This window comes from Streptomyces sp. URMC 123 (assembly GCF_051386515.1).
Classification (GTDB): Bacteria; Actinomycetota; Actinomycetes; order Streptomycetales; family Streptomycetaceae; genus Streptomyces.
The window spans coordinates 1-14,865 of record NZ_JBPQTV010000157.1 but is presented as its reverse complement, the minus strand read 5'-3'; the positions used below and the strand labels follow the sequence as shown (position 1 = coordinate 14,865).

Below are 14,865 nucleotides of genomic sequence, written 5' to 3'. Positions count from 1 at the left end.
CCCCCCCCCCCCCCCCCCCCCCCCCCCCCGCGCCCGTGAGGGGCCGCGCCGCGCCCCGGGCCCCGCGTCCGGGATGCGGACGAACCCGTTGCGCCCCGGCGATCGTTTGGCATACTGCTCCCAGGTCACGAGCGACAGCGAACAGGCCCCGGCCCGCTGTCCGGCAACCCTCCGTCCGTGGCGGGGTGCCCCGGGTGATGACCAGGTCGCAGGCAGCGAGGTCTGCGGCAAGCGCGGACCCCTCGCCACTCCAGGGGTCCTGGTCCTCGAGGGAGAACCTTTCCGTGACGCAGCGAATGCGCTAGGGCGTGCCCGGGGGGACGCGCCCCCGGGCAGGCCCGTACTCCGTACGCCATCGCACGCCCATCGGCGACCTCGCACCGGCGGCGGTCATCCGCCCCGACGCGGCGAAGTCGCCCGCACCGCACCGGAGTTCGCCATGTCCGTCACCACCGTCGCCGCCCCCGCCGTCAGCTCTCCGGCCACCACCGCCGCTGCCGCCGGCTCTCCCGCCGCCGGGCCCGGCCGCGCCCCGCTCCCCGTCCTGGGGGCGGACGTCCGCGTCCCGCTCGTGACCGGGGGCGAGGTCGCCTACGCCGCCCTCGACTACGCGGCGAGCGCCCCCGCCCTGCGCCGCGTCTGGGACGACGTGGCTGCCTACGCGCCGTATTACGGCAGCGTGCACCGGGGAGCCGGTCACCTCTCCCAGCTGTCCACCGAGCTGTTCGAGACCAGCCGCGCCACCGTCGCCGCGTTCCTCGGCTGCCGCGAGGACGACCAGGTGGTCTTCACCCGCTCCACCACCGACTCCCTCAACCTGCTGGCCGCCGCCCTCCCGGCCGGCACCCGGGTGCACGTCTTCGAGACCGAGCACCACGCCGCGCTGCTGCCCTGGCAGCGGCGGCGGGACTGCCACGTCACCCACCTCCCGGCGCCCCGTACGCACCGGCAGGCCGTGGCCGCCCTGGAGCGCGCGCTCGCCGACGCGACCCCCCAGGGCCCCGCCCTGGTGTGTGTGACGGGCGCGTCCAATGTGACCGGGGAGCTGTGGCCGGTACGGGAGTTGGCGGCCGTCGCGCACGCGCATGGCGCGCGGATCGTCCTCGACGCGGCCCAGCTCGCCCCCCACCACCCCGTGGACATCGCGGAGCTGGACGTCGACTGGGTCGCCTTCTCCGGGCACAAGCTGTACGCGCCCTTCGGCTCCGGGGTGCTCGCCGGGCGCGCCGACTGGCTGCGGGAGGCCGAGCCGTACCTCGCGGGCGGCGGCGCCAGCCGCACGGTGACCCGGGGCGCCGACGGCGCCGTGACCGTCGACTGGCACACCACCGTCGCCCGGCACGAGGCCGGCTCGCCCAACGTCATCGGCGCGTACGCCATCGCCTCCGCCTGCGCGGCGCTCACCGAGGCCGGCTTCGAGGGCCTCGTCGCCCGCGAACAGGAGCTCGTGACCCGGGTCCGGGAGGGCCTCGCGGCCGTGCCCGGGGCGCGGGTGCTGTCGCTGTTCGGCGACGACGCCCCGCGCGTCGGCGTCATCTCCTTCGTGGTGGACGGCTGGAACAGCTCGCACCTCGCCGCCGCGCTCTCCGCGGAGTACGGGATCGGGGTGCGCGACGGGCTGTTCTGCGCCCATCCGCTGGTGCGGACGCTCCTCGGCGGCGGCCCGGAGGAGCCCGGGGAGTGCGGGGCGGCCGGGACCGCCGCGGGGGAGGCGCCGCTCGGCGCGCTGCGCGTCAGCTTCGGGGCGGGCACCCCGGACGAGCACATCGAGCGCTTTCTGCGCGCCGTGCGGGAGTTGGTCCGCGACGGCGCCCGGTGGACCTACCGCACCGAGGGCGGCCGCTGCGTCCCGGTGAAGGACTGAACGGCCTCAGGAGTCCAGGCCGATGGCGAACGCGGCCTCCAGGTCGTGCTGGGAGTAGGTGCGGAACGCCACGTGCGTGTCCGTGGCCTCGACGCCGGGGATCTTGCTGATCCGGCCCGGGATGACATCCGCCAGATCGTCGTGCCGGGCCACCCGGACCATGGCCACCAGATCGTAGGTGCCCGTGACCGAATAGACCTCGCTCACCGACTCGAGCGCCGCGATGCGCTCGGCGATCTCGGGAATCCGGTCGACGCTGGTCTTGATGAGCACGATCGCGGTGATCACGGCTGGCTCCTATCCGGGGGTCCGGGGGGCGTCCCCGCAGGACCGCAGCCCTCACTGACCCGGGCTGCGCCGCTCACTCTAGCCTCCCGCCCCCGGCGCCCCCCGAGCCACGAGTGCCCCCAGGCCCAGAGGAAGCCGAGCGAGAAGCCCACCAGATGGGCGAGGTAGGCCACGCCGGGCCCGTCGTGGGCGGCGCGGGCGGCCAGCCACTGGAGGGCGAACCAGAAGAGCAGCACCATCCAGGCCGGAAAGCGCAGCGGCAGAAAGAAGAGGAAGGGGAAGAGGCTGGTGACGCGCGCTCTCGGGAAGAAGTGGAGAAAGGCCCCCAGCACCCCCGAGATCGCCCCGGACGCCCCGACCAGCGTCTGGGCGGAACCGGCGTGGGCGAGGGCGTACCCCAGCAGCGCCAGATAGCCGGTGACCCCGTAGAAGAGGGCGAACCCGGCCCGTCCCAGCCGCTCCTCCGCCATGCCGCCGAAGACGTGGAGGAAGAGCAGATTGCCCAGGAGGTGCAGCCAGCCGCCATGGACGAACAGGGCCGTGAACGGGGTGAGCAGCGGCGCCGCGGCGCCGCTCAGCAGCTCCACGGGGACCACGCCCCAGCGCTCGAAGTAGTCGGCCTGGGCGGCGAGCAGCGCCTCGTCCGTGCCGTACCCGGGGTTCAGCCCGGACACCGGGCCCAGCAGGAAGACCAGGGCGCAGACCGCGATCAGCGTGTTGGTCACCGACGGGCGGGTGCCGCGGACCACGCCCGAGCCGAGCAGAAGCACCTTCCGGATCACGGACAGATCATGGCGTAACGGGCGCGCCGCGCACAGGGCGCCTCGCCGGGCACACGCGCCCCGGCCGCCCGCTCCGCGCCCTGTCTCCCAGGCCGTAGGGTTACGGCAGGTGCGTCCACAGTTCGACAGCGCACCGGCGGATGCCCGAGGATCTCGGGGTGAGGGGGTCCGGCGGTGACGGTCGGAGCGAGCGAGCGGTCGAGAGAGTCAGTGGGTGAGTGAGACGTGGTGGAGCGGACGGGCGGCGATGACGCGGCCGACGAGCCCGCCGGTGCCGCGGAGAGCGCGGAGGTGCTCGACCACCCGCTGCCGGAGGGCGTGCGGCGACGGGTCGTCGCGCTGGTCGCGGACGCCTTCGGCGGTCTGACCCTCGCCGAACTCCCCCCGCAGCTGCGCCAGTACGCCCGCTTCACGCCGACCCGCCGCGCCAAGTTCGCCGGCAACGCCATGGCCGCGGCGCTGGAGAGCCACCCCGCGTTCCGCCAGCGGATCGGCGAGCTGGTGCGCGAGCGGCAGCACGAGCTCGCCGCCGCCCTGGAGGCCGGCGCGCCGCCGGCCGCCGCCGACCCCCTGGACGTGGCCGCGGTGGCCTATGTGCTGCGCCCGGTCGGCTGGGTCAAGCTGGTGGCCGCCGCCGGCGAGGAGGCCCAGCGCGCCAGCGCCGAGCGGGCCGACGAGGAGACCGCGCGCGAGGTGCAGCGGCTGCGGGCGGAGCTGGCCGAGGTGCGCGGCGCCGCGCGGGCGGAGGCCGAACGCGCCCGCGCCGAGCTGGAGTCGGCGCGCAAGGAGGCCGACTCCCTCCAGCGCAAGCTGCGCGGCGCGCTGAGCGACGTCCGGCGCGGCGAGGCCGCCGTGCGCAAGGCGGTGGCCGAGCTGGAGGCGGTGCGGGCCGCCGCCGCGGCCGAGAAGGCGGCGGCCGACAGCGAGGCGCGCCGGCTCAGGGCCCGGCTGTCGGAGACCGAGGCCGCGCTGGAGGCCAGCCGGCGGGCCGTGCGGGAGGGCCGCAGCGTCGAGGACATGCGGGCGCGGCTGCTGCTGGACACCGTGCTGGAGGCCGCCCAGGGGCTGCGGCGCGAGCTGGCGCTGCCGCCGGCGTCGGTGCGCCCCGCGGACACGGTCGACGCGGTGGAGCCGGGCCGGATGACGCCCAAGGACATCGCCAGCCGGGCGCTGTCGGAGACCGATCCGGCGCTGCTCGACCAGTTGCTCGCGCTGCCGCAGGCGCACTTGGTGGTGGACGGCTACAACGTCACCAAGACCGGCTATCCCACGATGCCGCTGGAGAAGCAGCGGCTGCGGCTGCTGGGCGGGCTGTCCATGCTGGCCGCCCAGACCGGCGCGGAGGTCACCTGTGTCTTCGACGGGGCCGAGTTGGCCGCGCCGGTGCTGCTGGCGCCGCCCCGCGGGGTGCGGGTGCTGTTCAGCAAGCCGGGGCAGACGGCCGACGAACTGATCCGCCGCCTGGTGCGGGCCGAACCGCCGGGCCGCCCGGTGGTCGTGGTCTCCACGGACCGGGAAGTGGCCGACGGGGTGGCGCGGGCCGGGGCCCGGCCGGTCGCGTCCGTTCTGCTCCTCAAGCGGCTTTCGCGCATTTGACGTTCCGAAGCGAACACAGCGTCAGTCGATCATCACTGGCCGTCCAACAATCGTAAATTATGCCCTTCATGACAGAGATTTTTCTCATGAGGATTTGAACCGATCACAAGAAGGTCACTAAGGTCGGGGCACCTTCGCGCGGTCGATCACCCATCCGGGGTGTCGGCGGAGGTACCGCCGAGTCCGCCGTGCCGGTCGCAGGGGGAGACCGTCCCGCGGAGCCGGGGCCTCGTACCCCTCACTCGTGACCCGGTAGGCGGCTGAAGGAATAAGGAGCTCGCCTCCGTGGCGTCCCACCGTCGTCCTAAGCAGCCGACCCGCGCTCGCGTGACCGTGCTCACCGCGACCGCGGCGGCCGCCGTCGCCCTCACGTCACAGGCCGCCCACGCCGACCCCAAGCCGACCAAGAGCGAGGTCAAGGCGAAGGTCGACAAGCTCTACGAAGAGGCCGAGGTCGCCACCGAGAAGTTCAACGGCGCCAAGGAGAAGCAGGGCGAGCTGGAGAAGCAGGTCGAGGGCCTGCGCGACAAGGTCGCCCGCGGCCAGGACGAGCTCAACAAGCTGCGCGGCGGGCTCGGTTCCATGGCCACCGCGCAGTATCGTTCCGGCGGTATCGACCCCTCCCTCCAGCTGCTGCTCTCCTCCGACCCGGACTCGTACCTCGCGAAGGCCTCCACGCTCCAGCAGCTCAGCGGCAAGCAGGTCGAGGCGCTCCGGAAGATCGCCGACAAGCAGCGCACGCTCACCCAGCAGCGCACCGAGGCCACCACCAAGCTCGCCGACCTGGAGACCACCCGCAAGGAGCTCGGCGAGAAGAAGTCCGAGGTCCAGGGCAAGCTCGCCGAGGCCCAGAAGCTCCTCAACACCCTGACCGCCCAGGAGCGCCAGGAGATCCAGGAGCAGGAGCAGCGCGCCAGCCGGGCCGGCCAGGAGCAGGCGGAGGCCGCGAGCAACAAGGAGGTGCCCGCCTCCGGCCGCGGCGGCGCGGCGCTGGCCGCCGGCAAGACCAAGATCGGCACGCCGTACGTCTACGGCGCCACCGGCCCCAACTCCTTCGACTGCTCCGGCTTCACCGGCTGGGCCTACGCCCAGGTCGGCGTCAAGCTGCCGCGGATCTCCCAGGACCAGGCCAACGCCGGCACCCGGATCGGCCGCGACGAGCTCAAGCCCGGCGACCTGGTGATCTTCTACGGGGACCTGCACCACGTGGGCCTGTACGCGGGCAACGGCCAGGTGCTGCACGCCCCGCGCACCGGGACCAATGTGCGCTACGAATCGATCAACAACATGCCGTTCCAGTTCGGCGTCCGGATCGGCTGACGCCCCGGAGGGGACCGTTCGGCGGATCGGCCGGGCACGGATCGGTCCGCGCGTGTCCGATTCCGACCGGTTCCCCGGGCGACGAGCCCGACGGAACCCGATACCCCCATCCGCCACACCGACACCCCGCCCGTTCGGGCGAATCCCGGCGTCCTCCGCTGACGCCCCGCCCCGCCGGTGACCTGCGTCTGACGGCGGGGCGTCGCGTCACGTGCCGCGCGCGGTCTTTGAACGCTCCGCGCTCGCACGGCTACTGTCTGCCGCGCAGTTCCCGGACACCTGCACGTCCGCGCGTCGTCCGCCCGTTCCCCGGGCGGCAGGGGGCTGCCCTCAGCGGAAGGGAGTGGCGCTTCCCTTGGCGTCCCATCGCCGTGCCTCGCAACCCGGCCAGGACCGGACGACGACCCGGGTCACCGTCCTGTCCGCCGCCGCGGCCACCGCCGCGGCGGCCCTGTCGGCCGCGCCGCCCGCGGTCGCCGACCCCGGTGACTCCGCCGCCTCCGTACGGGCGACGGTGGACCGGCTCTACGAGCAGGCCGAGCGGGCCACCGAGAAGTACAACGCGGCGGACGAGCGCACCGACCGGCTGCGCGCGGCGGCCGACCGGCTCCAGGACCGCGTCGCCCGCGGCCAGGAGCGGGTCAACCGCATGCGGGGCGCGCTGGGCGCGGTCGCGGGCGCGCAGTACCGCTCGGGCGGCGTCGACCCCACCATCGCCCTGATGCTCTCCGAGGACCCCGACGGCTATCTCGACAAGGCCGTCACCCTCGACCGCATCAGCAGCCGCCAGGCCGGCGAACTCCGGTCCCTCCAGGAGGCCCAGCGCTGGCTGGAGCAGCAGCGCGCGGAGGCCCGGGACAAGCTCGTCGAGCTCGAACGCGGCCGGGCCGAGGTCGCCCGCCACAAGAAGGAAGTCGAACGCAAGCTCGGCGCCGCCCGCCGGATGCTCAACTCGCTCACCGCCGAACAGCGCGCGGAGCTCGGCCGCGCCTCCCGCGAGGGCGCGCGCCCCGACGCCGCGCTCCCGCACATGTCCGGCTCCGTGCCCTCCTCCAGCCGCGCCGCCGCGGCCGTGGCCGCCGCCCGGCAGGCCGTCGGCCGCCCCTACGTCTGGGGCTCGGCCGGCCCCGGCGGCTTCGACTGCTCGGGGCTCACCCAGTGGTCGTACCGGCAGGCCGGCGTCGCCCTGCCGCGCACCTCGCAGGCGCAGCGGTACGCGGGGCGGCAGGTGCCGCTCTCCCAGGCGCAGCCCGGGGACCTCGTCATCTACCGCGCGGACGCGAGCCATGTGGGGATGTACGTGGGGAACGGGCAGGTGGTGCACGCGCCGTACCCGGGGGCGAACGTGCGGTACGACCCGGTCGGGATGATGCCGGTGTCGTCGGTGACGCGCCCCTGAGCTCGGTCCGTACGGGTCCGGGCCGGGGCCGGGTCCTGGCGTCACGGGCGCGGGCCCGGTCCGTACGGGTCCGGGCCCCCGGCCGCCGCCCCCGGGAGGGTGTGACCGAAACCGCGTGCGCGGGCGCACGCCCCCGCCTCGTACGCTGTGCCGCGTGGCGAGACAGCGACGCACAGCACGGTGGGGGGCCTGCCCGGTGGCCGTCGCCCTGCTCGCCGCGCTCGTCGGCTGCGGGGCCGCCCCCGGCGCCGCCGACCGCGAGGACCGCGCCATCCAGACCCTGCTGGACCGGTGGTCCGCCGCCCTCCTCGCCCGCGACGCGGGCGCCTTCCTCGCCGCCGTGGACCCGGCCGCCACCGACTACCGCGACCGGCAGAGGCGCCTGTTCGACAACCTGCGCGAGGTGCCGCTCGCCGAGTGGCGCTACCGGCTCACCCGCCGGGGCGGCTTCCCGCCCGCCCCCGTCCCCGGCGGCGGCCGCCGTGTCGCCGTCGAGGTCGACCTCGACCACCGCATCGCGGGCCACGACACCGCGCCCGTCACCGCCGCGCGCCGGCTCACCCTCACCGAGCGCGACGGCCGCTGGTACGCCGCGGCCGACAGCACCACCGGCGCCCGTCCGCTGTGGGAGCAGGGCCCCGTCGACGCCGTGCGCGGCGAGCACGGCCTCGTCCTCGGCGTGGGGCAGGACCCCGAGCGCCTGCGCGCCCTGGCCCGCGCCGCCGACCGGGCCGTACCGGCGGTGGACCGGGCGTGGCGCCGCCCCTGGGCCCGCCGCGTGGTGCTGCTCGTGCCCGCCTCCGTCGCGGGCATGGGGCAGCTGCTCGGCGCGCCCGCGGCCGGCTACCGCGACATAGCGGCCGTCACCACCGGGGAGGTCGGCGGCTCCGGCGCGGCGCCCGCCGACCGGATCGTCGTCAACCCGGAGGCGTACCACTCCCTGGGCGAGGAGGGCCGCGAGGTGGTGCTCACCCACGAGGCCACCCATGTCGCCACCCGCTCCGCCACCTCGCCGGCCACCCCGCTGTGGCTGTCCGAGGGGTTCGCCGACTGGGTGGGCTACCGGGGCACCGGGCGCACCGCCCACCAGAACGCCCCCGCCCTGGCCCGCGCCGTCGCCGCCGGCCGGCCGCCGCGGGAGCTGCCCGCCGACGGCGACTTCGCCTTCTCCGGCGGCGGCGAGCGGCTGGCGCTGGCCTACGAACGCGGCTGGCTGGCCTGCGAGATGATCGCCGAGCGCTGGGGCGCGGAGCGGCTCGTCGAGCTCTACCGGACGGTGGGGGAGGGGCGGGCGCCGCTGGACGCCGCGCTGCGCCAGGTGCTGGGCACCGGCCAGGAGGAGTTCACGGCGAGCTGGCGCGCGTATGCCCACCGGCGTCTGCGCTGAACCCCGGGCGCCCGGGGTCCGGCTCCGCGAGGCCCGGCGCCGCGCGGAGCGAGGGCACCGTGGACACCCACAGCCGCCGGCACGAGACCACCGTCGCCGCGACCAGCAGCCCGTTGCGCACGGACAGCAGGGCGATGCCGAGCGGGTCGCTCGCGACCACGTGCGAGAACCAGATGGGGAACTCCAGCAGCGTCATGCCCGTCGCGCCGAGCACGAGCACCGCGGGCAACCCCTGGCGGCTCGCGCGCAGCGTCATGCAGGCCGCCGCCAGCCCCACCAGCCAGACCATGTACTGCGGGCTGATCACCCGGCTGGTGGTGGTGAACAGCAGCACCGCCGCGAACGCCGCGTCGTACGGCGTGCTGGGCGTGAACGCGCGGGCGCGCAGCCGCCACACCAGCAGCCAGGCGAAGGCCAGCACGGTCAGCATCAGCGCGGTGCCGCTCACCAGCGGCACGAACGGCCCGAGGAACTCCACCGAGCCGTAGTTCAGCAGCACCTGCCCCTGCCAGCCGAAGTGCCGGGCCACATGGAACACCAGCGACCCCAGGGACTCGATCTCGGTGCCCCGGTCGCGCTGGAAGACCAGGAACGCCAGCGCGCCCGGCATCGCCGCCGCGAACAGCAGGGCGATCGCCACGGCGGTGACCACGGCCGTGCTCCACATGTCCCGGGTGCGGTGCCCCCGCGGGCTGCCCACCAGCAGCAGCGCGGGCCACACCTTCAGCAGCGCGCCGAACGCGGTGAGCGCCCCCGCCGCGCGCGGACTGCGCCCCGCGACGAGCAGCGCCGCCACCGCCACCGCCGTCACCATCAGGTCGTAACGGGCGTACGCGGTCGGGCCGAGCAGCGGCACCCCGGCCACCCACACCCACGCCCCGGCCGCGCGCCGGCCCGGCCGCCGGCCGATCCTCAGCAGCACCGCGAGGACGGCCGCGTCGGCCAGGAAGGCGAGACAGAAGAAGGCGGCCGGGTAGTCCAGGAACGGCAGCAGCCCCGGGGCGAGCACGGGCAGCGCCGCCGCCGGCGGGTACTGCCAGGTCACGTCGTCGAGCGGAAAGGTGCCCGTCTTCAGCACCTCGTACCAGCCCTGGTAGATCACCGAGATGTCGCTGGTGACGTCCGGGCCGGGCACCCAGATCACCTTGAACACGCAGAGCAGCAGCACCAGCCGGGTCGCACCCCACACCACCAGGGGGACGGCCGCGCCGCCCCACCGCGCGGCGCCGTGCTGCCGGGTGCTGCCCTCTGTCATGGTCCGCCTCGTCCTGATGCGGTGCGCTGCGCCGCGAATGTCGGGTCGTTGTCGCTGCATCATGGCGCACGGCACGGGCCGTCGGCGGGCGACCCGCGCGGACCCGCTACTGTCGGCAGGCGATGGACAAGACCCTGATCGTGACCAACGACTTCCCGCCCCGTCCCGGCGGGATTCAGGCATTTCTGCACAACATCGCGCTGCGGCTGGACCCCGGGCGGGTCGTCGTCTACGCCTCCACCTGGAAGCGGGACCGCGAGGGCGTCGAGGCCACCGCGCGGTTCGACGCCCAGCAGCCGTTCACCGTCGTGCGCGACCGCACCACCATGCTGCTGCCGACCCCGCGGGCCACCCGGCGGGCCACCGAGCTGCTGCGGGAACACGGCTGCACCTCGGTCTGGTTCGGCGCGGCGGCACCGCTCGGGCTGATGGCCCCCGCGCTGCGGGCGGCCGGCGCCCGGCGGCTGGTCGCCACCACCCATGGCCACGAGGCCGGCTGGGCCCAGCTGCCCGGCTCCCGGCAGCTGCTGCGCCGCGTCGGCGAGGCCACGGACACCATCACCTATCTGGGCGAGTACACCCGCTCCCGGATCGCCTCCGCCCTCTCGCCCGAGGCCGCCGCGCGCATGGCGCACCTGCCCCCCGGGGTCGACGAGAAGACCTTCCACCCCGGCTCCGGCGGCGACGAGGTCCGGGCCCGGCTCGGGCTGTCCGAGCGGCCGGTCGTCGTCTGCGTCTCCCGCCTCGTGCGGCGCAAGGGGCAGGACACCCTCATCCGGTCAATGCCGCAGATCCTCGCGGCCGTGCCCGACGCCGTCCTGCTGATCGTCGGCGGCGGGCCCTACCGCGCCGACCTGGAGAAGCTCGCCGACGCCACGGGGGTGCGCGGCTCCGTGGTCTTCACCGGCCCGGTGCCGTGGGAGGAACTGCCGGCCCACTACGGCGCCGGCGACGTGTTCGCCATGCCGTGCCGCACCCGCCGGGGCGGGCTGGACGTCGAGGGCCTGGGCATCGTCTATCTGGAGGCGTCGGCCACCGGGCTGCCGGTGGTCGCGGGCGACTCCGGGGGCGCGCCGGACGCGGTGCTCGACGGCGAGACCGGCTGGGTGGTGCCCGGCGGCTCCCCGGACGCGGCCGCCGAGCGGATCGTCGCCCTGCTCGGCGACCCCGCGCTGCGCCGGCGGATGGGCGAGCGCGGCCGCGCGTGGGTGGAGGAGCGCTGGCGCTGGGACCTGCTCGCCCGGCGCCTGGAGGCCCTGCTCTGAGAGATCCGTACGAGGCCGGCGGACGGTGTCGTACGAGGCCGGCGGGCGGTGTCGTACGAGGGCCGGCGGGCGGTGGGTGTCGGCACGCACCGCCCGGCCGCGCGTCACGTCACGCGGTGTAGATCGCCTCGATCTCGTCGGCGAAGTCCTTCGCCACGACGTTCCGCTTCAGCTTGAGCGAGGGCGTGACATGCCCCGACTCCTCCGTGAACTGCGCCGGCAGGATGCGGAACTTGCGGACCGACTCCGCCTTGGAGACCGCCGCGTTGCCGTCGTCCACCGCGCGCTGCACCTCGGCCAGCAGCTCGGGGTCGGAGCGCAGATCGGCCACCGTCGACCCGGCCGGCTTGCCGTGCTCCGCCGCCCAGCGCGGCAGGAACTCCTCGTCCAGGGTGATCAGCGCGCCGACGAACGGCCGGCCGTCCCCGACGACCATGCACTCGGCGATCAGCGCGTGCGCCCGGATGCGGTCCTCGATCACGGCCGGGGCGACGTTCTTGCCGCCCGCGGTGACGATGAGCTCCTTCTTGCGCCCGGTGATGGCGAGGTAGCCCTCCTCGTCGAGCGTGCCGATGTCACCGGTGTGAAACCAGCCGTCGGCCAGCGCCTCCGCGGTCGCGGCCTCGTTGTTCCAGTAGCCGGCGAACACCTGCTCGCCGTGGAGCAGCACCTCGCCGTCGTCGGCGATCCGCACCACGGAGCCGGGCAGCGGCTGCCCCACCGTGCCGATCTTCTGCCGGTCCCAGGGGTTGAACGCGCTGGCCGCGCAGGTCTCCGTGAGGCCGTAGCCCTCCAGCACCCGGAAGCCGATGCCGCGGTAGAAGTGGCCCAGCCGCTCGCCCAGCGGCCCGCCGCCGGAGATGGCGTACTCGCAGCGGCCGCCGAGCGCGGCCCGCAGCTTGCCGTAGACCAGCCGGTCGAACAGCTTGTGCAGCAGCCGCAGGCCGAACGAGGGCCCGCCCGGGGTGTCCAGCGCCCGGCTGTAGGCGATCGCCGTGTCGGCCGCCTTGTCGAAGATCCTGCCCTTGCCGTCCGCCTGGGCCTTCGCCCGCGCCCCGTTGTAGACCTTCTCGAAGACGCGCGGGACGCCGAGCACGAGGGTGGGCCGGAAGGTGGCCAGGTCGTCCGTGAGGTTCTTGATGTCGGCGACGAGACCGAGCCGGATCGGCGCGAGCACGGAGGCGACCTCGACCAGCCGACCGAACACGTGGGCTGCGGGCAGGAAGAGCAGTACGGACGACTCACCGGTGCGGAACAGCGGCCGCAGCCGCTCCACCACGTTGCCGCACTCGGCGAAGAAGTTGCGGTGCGTGAGCACACAGCCCTTGGGGCGGCCGGTGGTGCCCGAGGTGTAGACGATCGTCGCGGGGGAGTCGGCCGTCGCCAGCGAGCCGCGCCGCTCCACCTCCGCGTCCGTGACCTCGGCCCCCGCGGCCCGCAGCCGGCCGACCGCGTCCTTCTCGATCTGCCAGATGTGGCGCAGCTCGGGCAGCCGGTCGCGCAGCGAGTCCACCGTCGCCTCGTGGTCGGCGCTCTCGACGAGGGCGCCGGTCGCGCCGGAGTCGCCGAGAATCCACTGGATCTGCTCGGCGGAGCTGGTCTCGTAGACCGGCACGGTCACCGCGCCCGCGTACCAGATGGCGAAGTCCAGCAGGGTCCACTCGTAACGGGTGCGCGAGATCAGCGCGATCCGGTCGCCCGGCTCGACACCGGAGGCGATCAGCCCTTTGGCGGCGGCGCGGACCTCGTCGAGGAAGGCCGCGGCGGTGACGTCCTGCCAGCGGCCGTCCCGCTTGCGAGCGACCACGGCCACATCCGGATGCAGCGCGGCGTTGCGGCGGATCAGATCCGTCAGATTGCCGTCCGCGGGGACCTCGTACAGGGCCGGTAGGCTGAACTCGCGCAAGACACTTGCTCCTCGTCGGGCGCCGGCGCCACGACATTGTGGTGCGTCGGCTGCGGTCCATCAGACAGGGATGTGGACGGCCCGGACGTTACCCACCAGTACTGCTGTCCGGATAGGGGTCGGGGTCAGATGTTCGCTGCGTCACACGCGGCGAAACCACTCCGCGCAGGGTAGTGCAGTCGTTCGGTGACTCGGAAGTAACCCCAGGTGGGGGAGGGGTGCCGCACCCGAACGCCGTAACGACGGACCCGGCCGCGCGGCCGGGCACAAGGACCCGGAGGGCCCCTGCCGCGGCACCGGCCCGGCACGTAGGGTCGTGCGCATGCGAGTCCATGTGGTCAGCGATGTGCACGGCAACAGCCAGGACCTGGCCCGCGCGGGGGACGGCGCGGACGCCCTCGTCTGCCTGGGCGACCTCGTCCTCTTCCTCGACTACGCCGATCACTCGCGCGGCATCTTCCCCGACCTCTTCGGCGAGGCCAACGCCGACCGCCTCGTCGAACTGCGCACGGCCCGCCGCTTCGACGAGGCCCGCGCCTTCGCCGCCGGGCTGTGGCAGGGCGTCGACCGCCGGGCGGCGATCGAGGTGGCGGTGCGCAAGCAGTACGCGGAGCTCTTCGCCGCCTTCCCCCGCCCCACCTTCGCCACCTACGGAAACGTCGACATCCCCGCGCTCTGGCCGGAGTACACCACCCCCGGCATCACCGTGCTGGACGGTGAGCGCGTGGAGATCGGCGGCCGGGTCTTCGGCTTCGTCGGCGGCGGGCTGCCCAGCCCCATGCGCACCCCGTACGAGGTCGACGAGGAGACGTACGCGGCGAAGGTCGAGGCGCTGGGGGAGGTGGACGTGCTCTGCTCGCACATCCCGCCCGACGTGCCGGACCTCTGTTACGACACGGTGGCCCGGCGGTTCGAACGCGGCAGCTCCGCGCTGCTGGACGCGATCCGGCGCACCCGCCCCCGCTACGCCCTTTTCGGCCATGTTCACCAGCCGCTCGCCCGCCGGATGCGCATCGGCCGCACCGAGTGCGTGAACGTCGGGCACTTCGCGTCGACCGGCAGACCCTGGGCACTGGAATGGTGAGGGCGGCCGCACGATAGCCTTCACCGGCAGGCACAGGCCGCGATCCTTTCGGACCGGACCGTAGTGGAGGAGCCACCGCGATGGCGGAACACACCAGCTCGAGCATCACGATCGAGGCGGCACCGGCCGAGGTCATGGCGGTGATCGCCGACTTCGACCGCTACCCGGAGTGGACCGGGGAGGTCAAGGTGGCCGAGGTGCTCGACAAGGACGACCGGGGGCGGGCCCAGCGCGTGCGCCTGGTGCTCGACGCGGGCGCCATCAAGGACGACCACACCCTCGCCTACACCTGGACCGACACGGTGGTGAGCTGGTCGCTGGTGAAGTCCCAGATGCTGCGGGCGCTCGACGGCTCGTACACCCTGGCCCCGGCCGCGGGCGGCAAGCACACCGAAGTGACGTATCAGCTGACCGTCGACGTCAAGATCCCGATGCTCGGCATGATCAAGCGCAAGGCGGAGAAGGTCATCATCGACCGGGCGCTGGCCGGACTGAAGAAGCGCGTCGAGAGCGGCGTGCGGGGCTGATCGGGGCTTGAGCGTGCGGACGGTCCTGGTCACGGGCGCGGGCGGCGCCGGGCGCAGCACGGTGGCCGCGGCGACCGCGCTCGCGGCGGCCCGCGCGGGGCGGCGTGCCCTGCTGCTCACCACCGACCGGGGGCCGGGCCCCGAGGCGCTGCTGGGGGAGGGGCTGCGGCCGGCTCTCGCGCGCGGGGGCGG

13 protein-coding genes and 1 riboswitch are annotated in these 14,865 nt (G+C 74.5%); of the genes, 9 read left to right on the top strand and 4 right to left on the bottom strand.

Annotated features, from left to right (window positions below):
- The first annotated feature begins 123 nt into the window (after positions 1-123).
- Positions 124-240: riboswitch (SAM riboswitch) on the top strand.
- A 199-nt stretch (positions 241-439) separates the two neighbouring features.
- Positions 440-1,864, top strand: coding sequence for an aminotransferase class V-fold PLP-dependent enzyme (locus tag ACSNOD_RS18870; RefSeq protein ID WP_436768139.1), 1,425 nt, complete (start codon positions 440-442; stop codon positions 1,862-1,864).
- Positions 1,865-1,870: 6 nt separating this feature from the next.
- Here ACSNOD_RS18870 and ACSNOD_RS18865 read toward each other — a convergent pair whose 3' ends face one another.
- Both ACSNOD_RS18865 and ACSNOD_RS18860 read right to left on the bottom strand, forming a co-directional pair.
- On the bottom strand, positions 1,871-2,152 hold the full coding sequence (locus ACSNOD_RS18865; protein WP_436768138.1) for an Lrp/AsnC family transcriptional regulator: 282 nt from the start codon (positions 2,150-2,152) through the stop codon (positions 1,871-1,873).
- Entirely contained in the window at positions 2,149-2,934 is a 786-nt protein-coding gene (locus tag ACSNOD_RS18860; protein WP_436768137.1) for a rhomboid family intramembrane serine protease, read from the bottom strand. The genes ACSNOD_RS18865 and ACSNOD_RS18860 overlap by 4 nt, the downstream gene beginning before the upstream one ends.
- A gap of 225 nt (positions 2,935-3,159) precedes the next feature.
- On the opposite strand from ACSNOD_RS18860, the gene ACSNOD_RS18855 reads away from it, so the two are divergent.
- From ACSNOD_RS18855 to ACSNOD_RS18840, 4 genes are all read left to right on the top strand, one after another.
- Complete coding sequence (locus ACSNOD_RS18855; RefSeq protein ID WP_436768136.1) at positions 3,160-4,530, top strand: NYN domain-containing protein; 1,371 nt, start codon at positions 3,160-3,162, stop codon at positions 4,528-4,530.
- A 285-nt stretch (positions 4,531-4,815) separates the two neighbouring features.
- Positions 4,816-5,850, top strand: coding sequence for an NlpC/P60 family protein (locus ACSNOD_RS18850; RefSeq protein WP_436768135.1), 1,035 nt, complete (start codon positions 4,816-4,818; stop codon positions 5,848-5,850).
- Between the two features lie 355 nt (positions 5,851-6,205).
- Positions 6,206-7,249: an NlpC/P60 family protein gene (locus ACSNOD_RS18845; RefSeq protein ID WP_436768134.1), complete on the top strand. Its 1,044-nt coding sequence runs from the start codon at positions 6,206-6,208 to the stop codon at positions 7,247-7,249.
- A 154-nt stretch (positions 7,250-7,403) separates the two neighbouring features.
- Positions 7,404-8,636 carry a hypothetical protein gene (locus ACSNOD_RS18840; RefSeq protein WP_436768133.1) on the top strand — a complete coding sequence of 411 codons (1,233 nt, stop codon included), beginning with the start codon at positions 7,404-7,406 and terminating at the stop codon, positions 8,634-8,636.
- Here the strand turns inward: ACSNOD_RS18840 and ACSNOD_RS18835 are convergent.
- Entirely contained in the window at positions 8,593-9,891 is a 1,299-nt protein-coding gene (locus ACSNOD_RS18835; protein WP_436768132.1) for a glycosyltransferase 87 family protein, read from the bottom strand. The two genes, ACSNOD_RS18840 and ACSNOD_RS18835, sit on opposite strands and share 44 nt — an antisense overlap.
- Before the next feature lie 122 nt (positions 9,892-10,013).
- Here ACSNOD_RS18835 and ACSNOD_RS18830 point away from each other — a divergent pair, with 122 nt between their 5' ends.
- Positions 10,014-11,156 carry a glycosyltransferase family 4 protein gene (locus tag ACSNOD_RS18830; protein WP_436768131.1) on the top strand — a complete coding sequence of 381 codons (1,143 nt, stop codon included), beginning with the start codon at positions 10,014-10,016 and terminating at the stop codon, positions 11,154-11,156.
- A 109-nt stretch (positions 11,157-11,265) separates the two neighbouring features.
- Here ACSNOD_RS18830 and ACSNOD_RS18825 read toward each other — a convergent pair whose 3' ends face one another.
- Entirely contained in the window at positions 11,266-13,062 is a 1,797-nt protein-coding gene (locus ACSNOD_RS18825) for an AMP-dependent synthetase/ligase (protein ID WP_436768130.1), read from the bottom strand.
- A gap of 322 nt (positions 13,063-13,384) precedes the next feature.
- On the opposite strand from ACSNOD_RS18825, the gene ACSNOD_RS18820 reads away from it, so the two are divergent.
- From ACSNOD_RS18820 to ACSNOD_RS18810, 3 genes are all read left to right on the top strand, one after another.
- Positions 13,385-14,146: a metallophosphoesterase family protein gene (locus ACSNOD_RS18820; protein ID WP_436768129.1), complete on the top strand. Its 762-nt coding sequence runs from the start codon at positions 13,385-13,387 to the stop codon at positions 14,144-14,146.
- Positions 14,147-14,226: 80 nt separating this feature from the next.
- Positions 14,227-14,673 carry an SRPBCC family protein gene (locus ACSNOD_RS18815; protein ID WP_436768128.1) on the top strand — a complete coding sequence of 149 codons (447 nt, stop codon included), beginning with the start codon at positions 14,227-14,229 and terminating at the stop codon, positions 14,671-14,673.
- A gap of 13 nt (positions 14,674-14,686) precedes the next feature.
- The coding region (locus ACSNOD_RS18810) for an ArsA-related P-loop ATPase (protein WP_436768140.1) at positions 14,687-14,865 on the top strand (179 nt) is incomplete at its 3' end.

Excerpts from the sequence above, each read along its gene's own strand:
- ACSNOD_RS18870 (WP_436768139.1), top strand. The coding sequence starts at position 440 with ATGTCCGTCACCACCGTCGCCGCCCCCGCCGTCAGCTCTCCGGCCACC.
- ACSNOD_RS18835 (WP_436768132.1), bottom strand. The coding sequence starts at position 9,891 with ATGACAGAGGGCAGCACCCGGCAGCACGGCGCCGCGCGGTGGGGCGGC.
- ACSNOD_RS18830 (WP_436768131.1), top strand. The coding sequence starts at position 10,014 with ATGGACAAGACCCTGATCGTGACCAACGACTTCCCGCCCCGTCCCGGC.
- ACSNOD_RS18820 (WP_436768129.1), top strand. The coding sequence starts at position 13,385 with ATGCGAGTCCATGTGGTCAGCGATGTGCACGGCAACAGCCAGGACCTG.
- ACSNOD_RS18815 (WP_436768128.1), top strand. The coding sequence starts at position 14,227 with ATGGCGGAACACACCAGCTCGAGCATCACGATCGAGGCGGCACCGGCC.